The sequence below is a fragment of the Erythrobacter sp. genome (genome assembly GCF_030066995.1).
Taxonomy (GTDB): Bacteria; Pseudomonadota; Alphaproteobacteria; order Sphingomonadales; family Sphingomonadaceae; genus Erythrobacter.
Genome location: NZ_JASJAP010000002.1, coordinates 191,865 through 207,989, shown reverse-complemented (window position 1 = coordinate 207,989; position 16,125 = coordinate 191,865). Strand labels below are relative to the sequence as shown.

At 62.4% G+C, this 16,125-nt stretch carries 15 protein-coding genes; 9 read left to right on the top strand and 6 right to left on the bottom strand.

What is annotated here, in order from left to right; all coding sequences use genetic code 11:
- Positions 1-277 precede the first annotated feature (277 nt).
- Positions 278-1,378, bottom strand: a complete 1,101-nt coding sequence (locus tag QNI87_RS07205; protein WP_300595502.1) for a hypothetical protein — start codon at positions 1,376-1,378, stop codon at positions 278-280.
- A gap of 58 nt (positions 1,379-1,436) precedes the next feature.
- On the bottom strand, positions 1,437-2,753 hold the full coding sequence (locus QNI87_RS07200) for a TIGR04063 family PEP-CTERM/XrtA system glycosyltransferase (RefSeq protein ID WP_300595501.1): 1,317 nt from the start codon (positions 2,751-2,753) through the stop codon (positions 1,437-1,439).
- Positions 2,754-2,830: 77 nt separating this feature from the next.
- Between QNI87_RS07200 and QNI87_RS07195 the strand changes: the two genes are divergently transcribed.
- The 5 genes from QNI87_RS07195 (at position 2,831) to QNI87_RS07175 (ending at position 7,113) form a co-directional block, all read left to right on the top strand.
- Positions 2,831-3,046, top strand: coding sequence for a hypothetical protein (locus tag QNI87_RS07195; RefSeq protein ID WP_300595500.1), 216 nt, complete (start codon positions 2,831-2,833; stop codon positions 3,044-3,046).
- Entirely contained in the window at positions 3,046-4,518 is a 1,473-nt protein-coding gene (locus QNI87_RS07190; RefSeq protein WP_300595499.1) for a DUF5935 domain-containing protein, read from the top strand. Before QNI87_RS07195 ends, QNI87_RS07190 begins: the two co-directional genes overlap by 1 nt.
- A gap of 121 nt (positions 4,519-4,639) precedes the next feature.
- A complete protein-coding gene (locus QNI87_RS07185) occupies positions 4,640-5,089 on the top strand; it encodes a MaoC family dehydratase (RefSeq protein WP_300595498.1) in 450 nt (149 codons plus the stop codon).
- A gap of 109 nt (positions 5,090-5,198) precedes the next feature.
- Positions 5,199-6,380 (top strand): acetyl-CoA C-acyltransferase, encoded by a 1,182-nt coding sequence (locus tag QNI87_RS07180; RefSeq protein WP_300595497.1) that lies wholly within the window; start codon positions 5,199-5,201, stop codon positions 6,378-6,380.
- A 214-nt stretch (positions 6,381-6,594) separates the two neighbouring features.
- Complete coding sequence (locus QNI87_RS07175; protein ID WP_300595496.1) at positions 6,595-7,113, top strand: DinB family protein; 519 nt, start codon at positions 6,595-6,597, stop codon at positions 7,111-7,113.
- Positions 7,114-7,163: 50 nt separating this feature from the next.
- Here QNI87_RS07175 and QNI87_RS07170 read toward each other — a convergent pair whose 3' ends face one another.
- From QNI87_RS07170 to phaZ, 3 genes are all read right to left on the bottom strand, one after another.
- Complete coding sequence (locus QNI87_RS07170; protein WP_300595495.1) at positions 7,164-8,276, bottom strand: choloylglycine hydrolase family protein; 1,113 nt, start codon at positions 8,274-8,276, stop codon at positions 7,164-7,166.
- Between the two features lie 147 nt (positions 8,277-8,423).
- The gene (locus QNI87_RS07165; protein WP_300595494.1) at positions 8,424-9,431 is read right to left on the bottom strand and encodes a nitronate monooxygenase; all 1,008 of its coding nucleotides are present in this window, start codon (positions 9,429-9,431) and stop codon (positions 8,424-8,426) included.
- 175 nt (positions 9,432-9,606) lie between these two features.
- Complete coding sequence (gene phaZ / locus QNI87_RS07160; protein ID WP_300595493.1) at positions 9,607-10,851, bottom strand: polyhydroxyalkanoate depolymerase; 1,245 nt, start codon at positions 10,849-10,851, stop codon at positions 9,607-9,609.
- Positions 10,852-11,132: 281 nt separating this feature from the next.
- On the opposite strand from phaZ, the gene QNI87_RS07155 reads away from it, so the two are divergent.
- The 3 genes from QNI87_RS07155 (at position 11,133) to QNI87_RS07145 (ending at position 14,362) form a co-directional block, all read left to right on the top strand.
- The gene (locus QNI87_RS07155; protein ID WP_300595492.1) at positions 11,133-13,016 is read left to right on the top strand and encodes an ABC transporter transmembrane domain-containing protein; all 1,884 of its coding nucleotides are present in this window, start codon (positions 11,133-11,135) and stop codon (positions 13,014-13,016) included.
- Positions 13,017-13,090: 74 nt separating this feature from the next.
- Positions 13,091-13,948, top strand: coding sequence for an undecaprenyl-diphosphate phosphatase (locus QNI87_RS07150; protein WP_300595491.1), 858 nt, complete (start codon positions 13,091-13,093; stop codon positions 13,946-13,948).
- 150 nt (positions 13,949-14,098) lie between these two features.
- Complete coding sequence (locus QNI87_RS07145; RefSeq protein WP_300595490.1) at positions 14,099-14,362, top strand: hypothetical protein; 264 nt, start codon at positions 14,099-14,101, stop codon at positions 14,360-14,362.
- Here QNI87_RS07145 and phhA read toward each other — a convergent pair.
- Complete coding sequence (gene phhA / locus QNI87_RS07140) at positions 14,359-15,297, bottom strand: phenylalanine 4-monooxygenase (RefSeq protein WP_300595489.1); 939 nt, start codon at positions 15,295-15,297, stop codon at positions 14,359-14,361. The two genes, QNI87_RS07145 and phhA, sit on opposite strands and share 4 nt — an antisense overlap.
- Positions 15,298-15,349: 52 nt before the next feature.
- Between phhA and ppk2 the strand changes: the two genes are divergently transcribed.
- The gene (gene ppk2, locus QNI87_RS07135; protein WP_300595488.1) at positions 15,350-16,123 is read left to right on the top strand and encodes a polyphosphate kinase 2; all 774 of its coding nucleotides are present in this window, start codon (positions 15,350-15,352) and stop codon (positions 16,121-16,123) included.
- The last annotated feature ends 2 nt before the right edge of the window (positions 16,124-16,125 follow it).

The window sequence follows — 16,125 nt, the reverse complement described above, 5'->3', positions numbered from 1 at the left end:
ATTGGCGGTGTGCCAAGGGTGCTGTTGGGGAGCCAGACGGCGTGCTCTCAGACCCTGTGCTGAAAACGAGTCAGAACAAGGAGCGTTTCGCTCACTCCCTTGCCAAGCAAAAAATGGTTTTGCAACCGCGCAGTGCGACGGAATATTACGCCTGAGTAAAGCTTGCCTTTAACGCTGTTGCGTGCAGCTTACGCAAAGTCGCGCGAGCGTGAGGATTTTGCATCCCTTTCGGACCTGGTCTTGGGGCCGGATTGCGCTGCCAGCGGGTTGCCGGCTATCAGGCCGCGCCCTGCAGGTTCTGGAGCTTTGCAAGTGCCTCGCGCAGATCGCGCTCGGCATCGCTGGGCGAAGAGGGGCTCGGACCGCTGGCCTGCCCGCCGAAAGATGCGCCAAAGCGCCCCGGTTTGCGGGTTTTCTTAGTGACTGGCGCTGGCGTGCGTTCGTTCTCGGTGAAGGCTTCAAGCACCTTGAGCGCCTCCGCCAATGCGCGTTCGCGCTCCGGACCGATGTCCGGCAGCGTGCGCGCAGCGCCGCTTTCCGAACGTGTCGGCTGAAGATCGTTCAAGGCCGCTGCGAAACGTTCGACCAGTTGGACAAGACTAAGGTCCCCCGGCGCGGTCTGACGCAGTTTCTCAACGCCCGATTGGGCCGAGGCTCTGGATGCCAGCAAAAGCGCCGAAGCGGCGCTGGCGGCGGCCTTTTCCGCTTCTTCAAAATCGCGGTCCTCTTCGACCTCGGTGTACGCGCCAAGGTCAAGCTCCTCACTCGCGGCGGCTGGCGGGGCCTTTGCAGGCGCCGCTTGCGTCTCCTCATCGACATCGGGCGCGTCGGCGCGTTCGGTAACCGCGTCCTGTATATTGGCGCTCTCACGCTGGTCATCGATGCGATCGACCTCGGCTGGCGCAACAGGATCGTCTTGCTCGCCAATCTCCTGGTTTTCCTCGCCAAGATCCGAGGCGGGGTCGATCGGAGTTGGGGCGAATGGAATAAGGTCATGTTCGGGGTCGCTATGCGTCGGTTCAGCCTGCGCACCGCGTGTCAGCGATTGGCGCAGCGCGCGCGCGACCAGCGCCGCAACGGCGCCTCCGATGATCGCAGCGATGGCGGCGATGCTCAAGCGAGCGGAAGGCCCAAAGCCCAGAAGCGCCGAGAGCCCCGTCATGTCGGCGTTTGAGAGAGACAGAACGCTCAGGCCGAGCAGGGCCGCGCCCCAGACCGCAAGGATCGCAACGAAGAAGCGATGGCGAGCAATGGCTTTCGTTGGAAGGGCGGCGAGAGCCAGATGACGCCATGAGCGCGCCGCGACCTTGGCGTCGTCCTTGGCTTTCTGTTCCGCGGCCTTGCGCTCGGCGTTCGCCCGCGTTTCTTCACTTGCCATGGCGCCCCACACCTTTCAGTCCCTGCGCTTGGGAACCGGCACGCGATGCGCGAGGGCCTCACCCTTGCGCGCGCGCTTTCTCTTCGTCTGTCCGCGATCTCACAGTGGCATTCGCCCGCGCCGAGATGTCGGACGGTCCTCCGCTTTCGCGCTTAAGAATGGTTAACAGGTGATGGTAAACGGAATGATAACGTTCCACGTTGCGCGCCCAGTCGTGACGCTCGTGAACACGGGCGAGGGCTGCTGCGCGCATCGCGGGCCACACCTCGCGCGCTGTCAGCAGCTCTGAAAGAGCGGTGGCGCACGCCGCAGGGTCGTCGGCTGAAAACAGCGCGCCGGTGACCCCGTCTTCGATCAGTTCGCGGTGCCCGCCGACATCCGATGCGGCCACCAACCGGCGCTGCGCCATCGCTTCGAGCGGTTTGAGAGGGGTGACAAGATCGGTCAGGCGCGAGCGCTTGCGCGGATAGGCGAGAACGTCGATGAGCGAATAATGGCGCTCGACCTGCGTGTGGGGAACGCGGCCTGCAAAAATCACCGTATCGCGCTCGGGTAGCCGCTCTGCGGCGAGGCGCCACGCCTCTTCCATGTTGCCACCGCCCACCACAAGGAGCCGCGCGCCGGGATGCTCGGCGCGCAACATCGGCATGGCGGCGATAAGATCATCGACGCCTTCATAATCGTACAAGCTGCCGACATAGCCGATCACGCTCGCGCCTTCGACAAGCCCCAGCGCTCTGGCCAACGCGTGATCGCGTGGCGGCGGATCGCCGAAAAGCGTCAGATCGACCCCATTGCGCATCACCCCGATCTTGCCCGCTGGAAGGCCGCGCGCCGCGAGATCATCGCGCAGGCCGTCGCAAATCGTAAAGACCGCGTCCGCCTGGCGCGCCACTTCGGTCTCGACAGCGCGGGTAAGGCGGTATTTGGCCGAGCCTTCGACGCCGGTTTTGTTGCCGACCGCGGCGTCTTCCCAGAACGCGCGGATCTCGTAGACGAACGGGACGCCTAAAGCTCTCGCCGCGCGCAAGCCCGCGGCTCCGCACAAGGCGGGGGAATGGGCGTGGACGACGTGCGGGCGCCACTCTTTTGCGATAGTCTTGATCGAGGCGGTGAGCGCGCTGACCTCTCGCAGCTCGCGTACCAGAAGGGGGCCGGCGGCCCCTCCAGCGGTGCGGTGGAATGTCAGCCCCTCGATGCGCTCCACCGCCCCAGCCTCGGATTTCCCGGAGACTTCGGCTGCATGGCGCGGGCCGGTGACCGCGCGCACCTCCAACCCGATCGCCTGCTGCGCCTTGAGTATGGCGCGCGTGCGGAACGCGTAGCCGCTGTGCAGCGGCAGCGAGTGATCGAGAACGTGAAGGACGCGCATCATGATCTGAAGGCCTAGCCTCGACGTGCTTAACGAGGCGTCAACTGCATTGCCCTATCGTCCGTTTGCGGGCGTTACCCATGGCGTCGCAAAGACAGCGCGCGAGCATGATCGATTACATTGCCCTTTCCATTGGCCACGGCCTGCTTGCGCTGGCTTTTCTGCGCTTGGCCGCGCGCGGGCAGGTTGACGTCGATCCCTTGCTCGAAAAACTGCGGAAGACGAACCAACAGCGCCAGGCTTCTCGCCGCTCGAAGCCCGGTACCAAGCCGTTGAGACAGGATCGGGCGACCTGATGCTGGGCGCGGTCTTCCTCGCTTTTGCGGCCTATGTGTTGCTGCTCGGTTTGCGTCGACCGTTCTTGTGGGTGCTGCTCTACATCTACATCGATATCATCGCGCCCCAGCGTATCGCCTGGGGGCTTATCGAGAACCTTCAGATTTCGCTGATCGCCTTCCTTGCCGCGTTTGGCGGATATGTCGTTCTTGATCGCAAGGAGGCGGTCGGCTTCTCTATGCGACAGGGCCTGTTGCTTGCCTTGCTTGCCTACTGCTTCTGGACGACCGGGAACGCGGAGTTTCCCGAAGCCGCGCAGACGAAATGGGACTGGGTGTGGAAGGCGCTGGTTTTCGCAATCTTCCTCCCCTTCACGCTAACCACGCGCGCGCGGCTCGAAGCGCTGGCGCTGACCCTTGTTCTGAGCGTCGGCATGATCGTGATTGCAACCGGCATGAAGACGGTGCTGGGCGGTGGCGGGTACGAAAACCTCAATTTCTTCGTCGATGACAACAGCGGGATCTACGAAAGCTCGACGCTCGCGACGGTGGCGATTGCGCTCATCCCGTTGATCTGGTGGTTCACGCGGTATGGCACTATCTTCCGGCCGCACTGGACGGTGAGCGCGTTTGCCGCCGGGCTCATCTTCGCCTGTCTGCTTATCCCGATTGGCACCGAGGCGCGCACGGGCCTTGTCTGTATCGCCGCGCTTGGCGTTCTGATGCTGCGCTACACAAAGCGGCGCGCGCTTTATCTGGGCGGAGCCGCCGCTCTCGGCCTCGCCGCTCTGCCTTTCCTGCCGCAGAGCTATTATGAGCGAATGGCCACGATCGCCGAGCCTGACGGGGACGAGAGCGCCTCCACCCGTGTTGCGGTTTGGAAATGGACGCTCGAATATGTCGAGGACAAGCCGCTTGGCGGAGGCTTCGACGCCTTCCTTGGCAACAGCTTCACCTATCGCATGCCGGTGAGGGCCGAGAGCGGCAATACGAGCGTTGTCGAGTATGTCGAAGTGACCGACGAAGCGCGCGCGTTTCACTCCGCCTTCTTCGAAGTTCTCGGTGAGCAGGGCTGGCCGGGGCTGACGATCTGGCTGGCGCTGCACGCGCTGGGTCTGTGGCAGATGGAGCGGATTGCGCGGCGCTGGCGCGCGCGCGAACGCGCTGGGTTTGCAAAAGACCGCGACGCTGCGGGCGATCCTGGAGACGATGAAGGGTGGATCGCTCCCATGGCCACCGCGCTCCAGCTGGCGAGCCTTGTCTATCTGGTGGGAGCGACCTTCCAGGGGATTGCCTATCAGCCGGTCATGCTGATGATCATCGGATTGCAGATCGGGCTCAATTCCTATTGCCGCCGGATCGAATCGGCGCGCGGTCGCGGCGTCCTGCAAAACCGCCCCGAAACGCGCCCGGGAACCCGTCAGGAGCGCTCCGGCCCAGCCGAGCCCACCTCGGCCAAAAGCGCTGCGTCCAGCGATACCGTAACGGCATAGGCCGCCGACCCTGCCGCAGCGCCGACGGGGCGTTGCCTTGGCCTTTCCTATGCGTCATGAAGCCCCCTGAAAACAGCGCCCCACGCACGGGAACGCGCGCATCGACGAGAGGAGGAGCTTTATGACCCCGCAGGATCTTGCCGCGAAAGTCGGCGAAAACATTGGCAGCAGCGAATGGGTGGAGATGAGCCAGGAGCGCATCAACCAGTTCGCCGATGCGACCGGCGATCACCAGTTCATTCACGTCAACGAGGAAGCCGCCAAAATGACGCCGTTCGGCGGCACCATCGCGCACGGCTTCCTAACACTGTCGATGATCCCCTATCTCGGCGCCAACAGCGATATGCCCAAGATCGAGGGCGTGAAGATGGGCGTGAATTACGGCGGCAACAAGACCCGCTTCATCGCGCCGGTCCGCGCCGGCAAACGCATTCGCGGCCATTGGAAACTGGTCGAGATGATCGAAAAACGCCCGGGCCAGTGGCAGCAGACCGCCGAGATCACGATGGAGATCGAAGGCGAGGACAAGCCCGCTCTGATCTGCGAATGGATCACGCAGTATTTTGTTTGATTATTCTGTGAGCCCCGGCGAAGGCTGGGACCTCCTTCATCCCCGCGCAACATCTCTTGAGATCCCGGCATTTGCTGGGACTCGCGCAAGTTAAAGGACACCTTCAACCATGTCACGCGACGCAGTCATCGTCTCCACCGCCCGCACGCCGATTGGGCGCGCTTACAAGGGCGGCTTTAACGCCACGCCGGGCGCCACGCTCGGTTCGTATTCCTTTGCCGCCGCCGTCGAGCGCGCCGGCATCGACCCGGCCGAAATCGACGACGTTGTCTGGGGCAGCGCGCTTCAGCAGGGCGCGCAGGCGGGCAATATCGGCCGCCAGGTCGCGCTGCGCGGCGGGGCTCCGGTGACCGTGTCGGGGCAGTCGATCGACCGCCAATGCTCAAGCGGCATGATGGCGATCGCCACCGCAGCCAAGCAAGTCATCATCGACAACATGGACGTGGTTGTGGGCGGCGGTCAGGAATCGATCAGCCTCGTTCAGACGCCCGATATGCGCGTTGCGCCCGATCCCTCGCTGATCGCGATGCACAAGGACATCTACATGTCCATGCTCAACACCGCTGAGACCGTGGCCGTGCGCTACAATGTCAGCCGCGAAGCGCAGGACGAATACGCGCTGCAATCGCAGATGCGCACCGCCGCTGCGCAGCAGGCCGGCAAGTTCGACGACGAGATCGTGCCCGTGACCACCACCATGATGGTCAAGGACAAGGAGACCGGCGAGGTTAGCCAGCAAGAAGTCACCATCGAGAAGGATGAGGGCAATCGCCCGCAAACCACGCTTGAGGGTCTTGCAGCGCTTAATCCTGTCATGGGGCCCGACAAGTTCATCACCGCGGGCAACGCCTCGCAGCTGTCGGACGGCTCGTCCGCCTCGGTCGTAATGGAAGCCAAGGTTGCCGAGAAGAAGGGCCTTGAGCCCCTTGGCCGCTATGTCGGTATGGCGGTCGCGGGTACCGAGCCCGACGAGATGGGCATCGGCCCGGTCTTCGCGATTCCCAAGCTGCTGGAGCGCACCGGGCTCAAGATGGACGATATCGGCTTGTGGGAGCTTAACGAGGCCTTTGCCGTGCAGGTGCTCTACTGCCGCGACAAACTGGGGATCGACAACGACATCCTCAACGTCAATGGCGGCTCGATCTCGATCGGTCACCCCTATGGCATGACCGGCGCGCGCTGCGTTGGCCACACTCTGATCGAGGGCAAGCGCCGCGGCGCGAAGTATGTCGTGACGACGATGTGCGTGGGCGGCGGCATGGGCGCAGCGGGGCTGTTCGAGGTCTTCTAGACGCGTTGGCTTGCGCTCACGGCTAGCGGGCTAACGCTCGCGCCTGAGCGGAAGGCGGCCTATCGGTCGGCGCGCGGTCGCGCTTTGACTGCCGTGACCAAGAGTTAAGGGCGGCGTGGAGAGCGATCTCTGCGCCGCTTTTTCGTGTTTGCAGATGACAGATTGGCGCGTTTCGCGGTACGCTGCGCGCGGGATCACCCCAGAGAGCGCCTCCATGATTACAAGCGACTATCTGCGCTCGATGGCGCGCTACAATCGCTGGCAGAACGATAGCCTTTACGAGGCGGCGGCAGGGTTGTCCGATGCGGACCGGCGGCTGGATCGCGGCGCGTTCTTCGGTTCGATCCACGGCACGCTTTCGCACATCTATTGGGCTGACCGCATCTGGCTGTCGCGCTTCGATTTGTGTGAGCCTCCCGACGTTCCGAACCGCGAAAGCGCGCGGTTTGTCGAGGATTTTGGCGAGCTAAGGGCCAAACGGACCGAACTGGATGCGACGTTGATCGAGTGGTGCGATGCCTATGAGCCGGGACCGATCAAGGGTTCGCTTGAGTGGTACAGCGGAGCCATCCGTGCGAACGCCAAGGCGCCGCTGACCGTGATCCTCACTCACCTTTTCAACCACCAGACCCATCACCGTGGGCAAGCCCACGCGATGCTGACCGCCGCTGGGGCAAGGCCGAAGGACACGTGCCTGTTCATCATGCCCTTGGACCTGTGGCCCGAGGCATAAACTCAGGCGCTTAGACGCTGGGATCGAACGGTGCGGTTCGAGCGGCTCGGTTAAGGGCCAAAGCGGACCGGTTCGATATCCTCATCGCGGTTTTTGTCCATCGCAATCATCTTGGGCACTCCGCCCAGTCCGCCAAAATCCACCGCGTTTAGATCAATCATCCGCACTCGCCGGTTGTGCTGAGTGTGATAGTAAAAGCGCAGCTTGTTCATATCGGCTGATGATGTGAACTGCGTCGAACTGAGCACCAGGCCACCTTCGTGCTCTTCTCCGCCCGTTACGCCGTGCGCCGGCACATTGAAGTTATCGAGGATGCGGAAGCTTTCACGCACTGTGTCATAGCCACCTTTAGTGGGGCGCGATGTCTGGCTGAAAGCCACTGCGCGCACAAAGCGCGAGGGCGGGGTGAAATCGCCAGGCAGCCCGATCATACCGCTGCCAGCGCCCAAAGGCGCAAAGTCCACCTTTGACACCGTGCGAGTGGGGAGTGCGGTAGCCGACAGGTTGATGTAGTTGCGAAGGTTGGTGATGTGCCAGTCATAGGCTGGCGAATTGGTGATCACGCCGAGCGGCGCTTCATGGAGTTTGACCTCCTTGCCGACCACTTCGATAACCAATCGGTCTCCAGTTGCATCAGCGACGAAATAGTGGACCGGAGGCGTGAAACCGAGCGCCGGCTCGGCCACGCTTACAATTTCGAGGTCGGCCATCGCTTCGCGCACTTCGGCAACGGTTGCGAAATTGCCAAGGAAGTAATTGATCACATCGGTCGGTCCGAGCGAGGCGGCGCGGCGTTCTTCATTCATTTCCGGGAAGTCGGCAAAGCCAGGCAGATAGAAAATCCCTCCCGACAAGCCCTTTTCGTTAAGGCCATCCGTGGTGAGCAGCTTGCCCAAGCCTGTGGCGCCGACATATCCATACTTGGTGGTCCAAGTCGCACCCGCCTTACCGTCAGCCATGGTTGCCGCCATGGCAAAGCCGGGCGGGATAAGTGTGACGGAAGATTCAAGGTCGAACGCGCTCCATTCCATGGTGCGCGCGCGAATGTGAGACCCGTCTTCGCCTTGCAACATTATGCCAGTGCAGGCTTGCGCGGCCTGCGCGAAACAAAGCGCCCCGGCAAGCGCCGCTGCGAGGGTGGATTTGAGTGAAGCAACTTTCATGACGAACATCCTCTCCTTTTGCCCCGTGATACTTTGTATCTTTGATGGCAGGCTTATCGAAGACCATTTGAATGGCCATTCATTCATTGTCGCGATTTGTAGCTGGATTATGCCTCAGTCAGATGACAAGGGCTAAGCTGCAAAGTCTTACCGGAAGAAGTTGCCCGCTTGATAGGTGATCGCTTCGATCACTTGCGTGGCGCTTGCGTTTTCGCTGATCAGCCCGGTCCCTTCGCCCACCGTCACATGCGCGCGGGAATAGTCCTGCGCCGCGACGCCGGCTTTGTAGTCGGCGATGGCGGCCTCAGGATCGGCGCGCAGTTCGTCGAGCCGGTTTTCCCACTTGCGATGGAGGGCGTTTCGCAGCGCGCGGAAATCGTATTCGGCGGGCCAGTTCTTCTCGCGCAGGATATCGAACACGCCCGAGCGCGCGGTGTCGTCGCCGCCTGCTTGCACCGCTTCTGCAATGGCGGCGTCAGCTGCGAGCGATTCCTGCGTTGCCCATAGCCGCGAGCCGATCAACGCGCCATCCGCACCGAGTGTCATCGCGGCGGCCAGCCCTCGCCCGTCCGCAACCCCGCCCGCCGCCAACAGATCAACGTGAGGCGCGTGAGCCGCCAGCCAGTCGGCGATCTCGGGGACGAAGGTGAAGGTGCTGCGCCCCTGGGCCGATTTCATGCCGTGCCCACCCGCTTCAACGCCCTGGCCGACGATTACACTGGCGCCGGCATCGACCGCTTGCGGCAACTGCGCCATGGTCTGGATCTGGCAGATAAGCGGAACACCGCGCGCCACGATGTCGCGCGCAAGCTCGCTCGGATCGCCAAACGACAGCATGATTGCGGCGGGAGGCCTCTCGCGGTCCAACACGTAGTCAAGCGCCGAGCGGTCTTCCTTCATCCTCCAGGTGATGAAGCCGCATCCCAGCTGGGCCGCCGCTTCTGGCTGCGTTGAAAGCGCCTGTGCGGCGATACCGTATTCGCGCTGCGTCCAGCCTGGATCGCCATAGCCCCCGCCGATTAGCCCGAGCGCCCCGGCCTTGGCGCACGCCGCCGCCAGCTCACCGCCCGAAGCCAGCGCCATCGGCGCAAGCGCAATCGGAGTTGTGAGCCCAAAGCGTTTGGCGAAGGGGCTGTTTGCTAGGCGATCACTCATCGCGCCCACATCTATCGGGGCCGCGTTTTGGCTTCAACGCAAATGCGCTTGCCTGTCGCTTGCCGCGAGGCTTCTGTCCACCTTCGAGTTTGGCCGGGAGTGAGCTCTTTTCATGCACTCACGTTATGGTGCGCTCGCGCAGGCAATGACGGCTGCTTGGACTTGCTCCGTTAGGTCAGCGCTCTTGCGCGTGCTCGGCGATAAACTCCTCGACCACCGGCGCGATCTTGTTGCGCCAACGGCTGCCGTTGAAGATGCCGTAGTGCCCGGCGCCTTCGGCCATGTAGTATCGTTTCTTGTCCTCGGAGAGGCCGGTTGCGAGCTTCAGCGCGGCCTTGGTTTGGCCAAGGCCTGAGATGTCATCGCGCTCCCCTTCGATCGCGAGCAGCGCGGTGTCGGTGATTTTGGAAAGGTCGACGACTTCGCCGCGGTGCTCGAAGGTTCCGTTCGGGATCGAGTGCTTCTGGAAGACTTCCTCAACCGTCTGAAGATAGAATTCCTCCGTCATATCGCACACGCTGCGATACTCGTCGTAAAAGTCCTTGGTCGCCTGCGCGCTGTCCTGATCGCCGGCCGTGAGGTGTTTGAACATCTCGTAATGGCTCATCATGTGGCTTTGCAGGTTCATGCTCATGAACGCCGAAAGCTGCATGAAACCGGGATAGACGCGGCGCCCCGCGCCAGGATACTTGAACGGCACGGTCGCGATAACGCTTTGACGGAACCACTCGATCGGGCGCTTCATCGCATGGTTGTTCACGCTCGTCGGGCTTTCGCGCGTGTCGATCGGCCCTCCCATCATGGTGAGCGTCAGCGGCGTGGCGGGCGACTTGTGCAGATTGAGCAGGGCGGTTGCCGCGTAGGCCGGCACGCTGGGCTGGCAGACGGCCATCATATGCGGACGCCGCCCTTCGTTCTTGGTTGTGATGTGCTCGAGAAACTCGATCAGGTAATCGATGTAGTCGTCAAGATCGAACGAGCCTTCCTCAACCGGCACGACCTTGGCGTCTGCCCAGTCGGTGATGAAAACCTCGGCGTATTCGAGCATCCGGGCGACCGTTCCGCGCAAGAGCGTCGCGTAGTGGCCGCTCATCGGAGCAACGATCAAGATCCGCGGCCGGTCCTTCCCGATCCCCGCCACGCGAAAGCGCTTCAGGTTGCCGAAGGGGCGCCGGAGGACGGTTGCCTCGGTTACCGGGTAGAGCTTGCCGTCCACCGGCACTTCCTTGATGCCGAACTTGGGCTTGTCGTAGCTCGCCGTCGCGTGCGCGAGGACATCGAGCGCGTTGGCGGTGATTGGCGCGAAATTCGAAAACCCGAACGGAACAGCGGTTCGCCCGAGCATCTCGGCGCTCATCGAGGCCAGCGAGCTGACCGAGTTCATCCAGTTGCGCTGCAATTCGTACGCTTGGTACAGCATGAGATAGTTCCCTTCGTCCAATTCGCCCGAAACTAATCGAAGCCAGGCGATCCACGCGCGCAAGGGCTGATCCGGCATCCTCTCACGGCGGCGCGTCGAGGCCGTTCCCGTGGCCCTAACACGACTTGAGCAGGGCTCTTTTGGAGCCCCTGTTTCCCGCTTACTTGGAGATTCTTATCCTATTGTGCAATGCACAATTTCCCCGTTGAGACGCTGCACCCCCGAAAATTTGCGCTTTTACACGTGAAATTCCGAAGGATTCCCCCTAAGTCGTCGGCTCAATGACCGGCGAAATCGCGCACCTTTCCCAAGACGATATCGAAGAAACGCCCGCCGATGCGGCGTCGCCGAGCGGCGCGGGGGACGAGCCCGCGACGCTCGAAGATGAAGCCGACGGGGCCAAACCGCGCTCGCTAAGGCCGCTGGCCATGATCTATCGCGAAGCCGGAAAATACCCGCGAGAGGTCTTCTTTGCCTTCTTGGCGTTGGTGATCACCGCCGCGGGGACCTTGGCGCTGGCTCCGGCGGCGCAGTTGATCGTGGATCGCGGCTTTGGGGGCGGGGCAGGCGACCAGCCGGGCGATATCGCGCGATGGTTTCGCTACCTCTTCCTTCTCGCAATCGTTATCGCGCTCGGCACGGCGGCCCGGTTTTATTTCGTGAGCTGGATCGGTGAGCGGGTGGTGGCCGATATCCGCGCCAAGGTTCACCGCAACCTGATGCGCCTTTCTCCCGGATTCTACGAGGAGAACAGCCCCAAGGAGATCGCCAGCCGGATGACGTCGGACACCGCGATCATCGAAACGGTGGTAGCGACCACGGTCTCGATTGCCTTGCGCAATACGTTTCTGGCGGTCGGCGGGACCGCGTATCTGTTCTGGTTGCTGCCCGAACTGACGGTGTGGCTGGTGGTCGGCATTCCCGGTGTGATGATCCCGATCATCATTTTCGGTCGCCGCATTCGCAACATCTCGCGCGATAGCCAGGATCGGATCGCGGATGTCGGTGCGATGGTTTCCGAAGTGCTGGGCTCGATGAAGATCGTGCAGAGCTTCAATCAGCAGCGGCGCGAGGCGGATCGGTTTGCCGAGGCGGTGGATCGCACGTTCCAGACCGCGCGGCGGCGGATCATATTGCGCTCGGTGATGACGGCGCTTCTTATCTTCGCGATCTTCGGCTCAATCGTCCTGCTGCTTTGGCGCGGCGCCGAAGGCGTTGCGGCGGGCGAGATAACCGGTGGCACGATCCTGGCATTCATCTTCGGCGCGATGCTGGTGGCGGGCTCTTTCCAGGCGCTTTCGGAAGTCTATGGCGAGTTGCTGCGCGGCGCGGGCGCGGCGTCCCGCCTGGCTGAACTGCTCGCCGCCGAGCCCGATATCGCTCCACCGGCGCGCCCGGAACGCCTCCCCGTCCCGGCGCGAGGAAGCCTCTCGTTCCGCAATGTGACCTTCCGCTACCCCGCCCGGCCAGAGGTCGCGGCGCTGTCTGACTTCAGCCTTGAGATAGAGCCGGGGGAGACAGTCGCGATCGTGGGTCCCTCGGGCGCCGGCAAATCGACGATCTTCCAACTGGTCGAGCGGTTCTACGATCCTCAGGCGGGAACGATCCGCCTAGACGGAGTGCCGCTCACCAAGGCCGACCCCGCCGATATACGCGAACGGCTGGCGCTCGTGCCGCAGGATGGTGCGCTGTTCAGCGCCGACGCGCGCGACAATCTGCGTTACGGCAAATGGGACGCGAGCGACGCGGAAATCTGGGAAGCGGCGCGTGCGGCCAACGCGCAAGATTTCCTGCTGGATCTGCCTGAGGGGCTCGACACCTATCTTGGCGAAGGCGGCACGCAATTGTCGGGCGGGCAACGCCAGCGCGTGGCGATCGCCCGCGCGCTGCTGCGCGACGCGCCCATCCTGCTGCTGGACGAGGCGACCAGCGCGCTCGACGCCGAAAGCGAACAGCTTGTGCAGCAGGCGCTTGACGCGTTGATGGAGAACCGCACGACGCTGGTGATTGCGCACCGGCTGGCGACGGTTCGCGCCGCCGATCGGATCGTGGTTCTCGAAGAAGGCCGCATTGTCGAACAGGGAACCCACAGCGAGCTTGCGAGCGCCGGTGGCCTCTACGCTCGCCTCGCCTCGCTGCAATTTGCCTCGAGCGAAGCCGCCTGAAGCACAGTCGGCACGGGCATAGCTCGATCACAGGGCGTTGACTTGGCGCGCGCGCGTGCCATGGCGCGCAGAACATGACACTATTTCAATTGCTCATCATCGCGATTGTGCAGGGGATCACCGAGTTCCTGCCGATATCCTCATCCGGGCATCTCATCCTCATTTCCTTTTTTACGGGCTTTGAGGATCAGGGGCCGCTGATCGACGTCGCCGTGCATGTCGGCTCTCTGCTCGCCATCATCGTCTACTTCTTCAAGGACACGTTGACCCTTGCGCGCGGGGGATTTGCCAGCATCGGGATCGGAGCAAAGGCTCCGAAGGCACCCGCCGAGCGGCGCCTGTTCTGGTGGATTGCGCTCGGCACCGTTCCAGCGGTCGTATTCGGCCTCTCGATCAAGCTCGGCGTGTTCAACGGCCTTGCGGCCAGCGTGTTTGGCATCACCATCGTGGATGATGACCTGATGTCCTCGATCCGCTTCACCGACCTCATCGCCTTTAACCTCATCACGTATGGTATCCTGCTGGGCCTGGCGGATTGGCTGGGGCGTGAAGAGAAGGTGTTTGAGGATATGACCTGGCGCGATGGTTTGCTCGTCGGGATGGCGCAGGCGCTCGCGATCATTCCGGGCACCAGCCGGTCGGGCGTCACCATGACGGCCGCGCGTGCGCTGGGCTTCAGAAGGGTGGAGGCCGCGCGTTTCAGCTTTCTGCTCTCGATACCGGCTGTGGCCGGGGCCGGCGTGTTGATCGTGCCGGAGATTTTCGAAGCGGGTACTCAGCTGGCGCTCGATGCCCTGATAGCGGGCGGGATGACCTTTCTGGCGGCGTTTCTGACGATGGCGTTCCTCATGAACTTCCTGAAGCGCGCCTCGATGATGGTCTTCGTCCTCTACCGTGTCGCCATGGGCACCGCCTTGCTTGTCTTCTTTTGAGAGACGGCCTTTTCCGCAGAGTAAGACTCGACGAACTCGGAACCCGAGAGCCGCTCGCACATTTGAAAGGCAATACCTTCGTGTCACTCGGGCTTGACGGCCCGACAAGTTGACACACAGTTAATGTCAACACCCGGAAACAGCATCTGAATGGCTCTTCTCGTACTCTTTGTTCTTGGCACAACCATCGGTTGGCTCGCGTCGATCCTCGCTCGCACCGAAGCCGCCGGAGCTATCCTGCGGCAAATGGGCATCGGTATCGTTGTTGCGATTGGCTGCGGCCTGGCTGTGAACAGCGGCAGCGTGCTGGGCGGGCTTTCGCTACTCGCGCTTGGTGTCGCCGCGGGTGTCACGATAGCGGTTCTTGTGTTCTATCACGCGGTGCTCAGCCGCGGGGCCGATGTGGAAGCCTAAACGGGTTTCGCCCCGCTCCCGGCTCCTCCGCGCAGGTGATATTCCTGCGTCCCCCGGTTCAGGACATTGTCCACATCGATGACCGCGCTGTTGGCGTAAGTGAACCCGGCAGGCAGGTTGCGATAGAGGCGATCAAAATCACGTTCCACCGTCTGCCGGTAGAGATCCTCGAAGCTCTCGATCACAAAATAGGTCGGCTGAAGATCGCTGATCACGTAATCGGTGCGCATCACCCGGTCGACGTTGAGCATGATGCGATTGGGGCTCTCGCCCTCGACAGCGAAGACGGCTTCGGTCGGGCCTGAGAGGATCCCCGCGCCATAGGCCTTGATCCCGTCCGGTTCTTCAATGAGGCCGAACTCGACCGTATACCAGTATAGCGAGCCCAGCGCTTTCAGACGGTTGTAGCGCATCGCCTTCCATCCCGCGCGGCCATATTCCTGCATGTAATCGGCAAAGACGGGATCGGTGAGCATTGGCACATGGCCAAAGACGTCGTGAAAGACATCGGGCTCCTGAATGTAATCGAAGGTCTCGCGTGTGCGGATGAAGTTGCCCGCGGGAAAGCGCCGGTTAGCGAGGTGCCAGAAGAAGACGTGATCCGGGATCAGCATCGGCACGGGAACGACGCTCCACCCGGTCAGCGCGGTCAGCTCTTCGGACATGGCTCCGAAATCGGGAACGCCGCCTTTGCCAAGATCGAGCTTCTCAAGGCCTTGCAGAAAGGCGCTGGCCGCGCGGCCCGGTAACAGCTCCATCTGGCGTACGAACAGATCGTCCCAGATCGCGTGGTCTTCGCTGGAATACTGGGTTTGCGAGGGCTCCAGCCAATCGTCACCGACATGCGAAGGTTTCGCCAGCGGCGCGGTGAACACGCCATCGGGCAAGTCGGGCAACGCGGTGTAGTCGGTTTCCGGATCAGCAAGAGTGGCCATGTCGATCAGTTTGGGGCTAGCCTGCGCCTTGTACAAGACAAAAGGAACAAACATGGCGCTCAAAGGCAAGGAATACCGCAAGCTTCTCGAACCGCTCACCGAAGATCTTGTGGCAATGGCGCGGTGGGCACGCGTGACCGGCGCGCGCGTCGTGGTGCTTTTCGAGGGCCGCGACACGGCGGGAAAAGGCGGAGCCATCCGAGCGGTGCGCGACAAGCTGAACCCGCGCCAGTGTTACACCGTCGCGCTCAGCAAGCCGACCGAAGACGAAAACACCCAGTGGTATTTCCAGCGCTACATCAAGCACCTGCCCAGCGCCGGCCAGATCGCCTTGTTCGATCGCAGCTGGTATAACCGCGCCGGGGTGGAAACGGTCATGGGCTTTGCCAAGGACGAGGACGTTGAGCGGTTCCTTGAGCAAGCCCCGGTGTTCGAAAAGCTGCTCACCGACGATGGCATCTTGTTGTTCAAGTACTGGCTCACCACCGATCAGGAAAAACAGGAGGAGCGCCTGCTGGAACGGGCGCAGGATCCCCTCAAACGCTGGAAGCTTTCGCCGATCGATCTCGCCGCGCGTGAGAAATACGACGCCTACACCAAGGCGCGCGAGGCGATGCTCAAGGCCACCCATTACGAGCACGCGCCTTGGACTCTGGTCGACTTCAACGATCAGAAACGCGGGCGTTTGACGCTGATCCGCGACCTGCTGGACCGCCTGCCCGATACCTATGTTGACCCACCAGAGATCGACCTGCCGGATCTTGGCCGAAAGCCCAAGGCCGAGAGTTACGGTGTGCTGAAACCCATCCAGCCCTATCCGATTTGAAT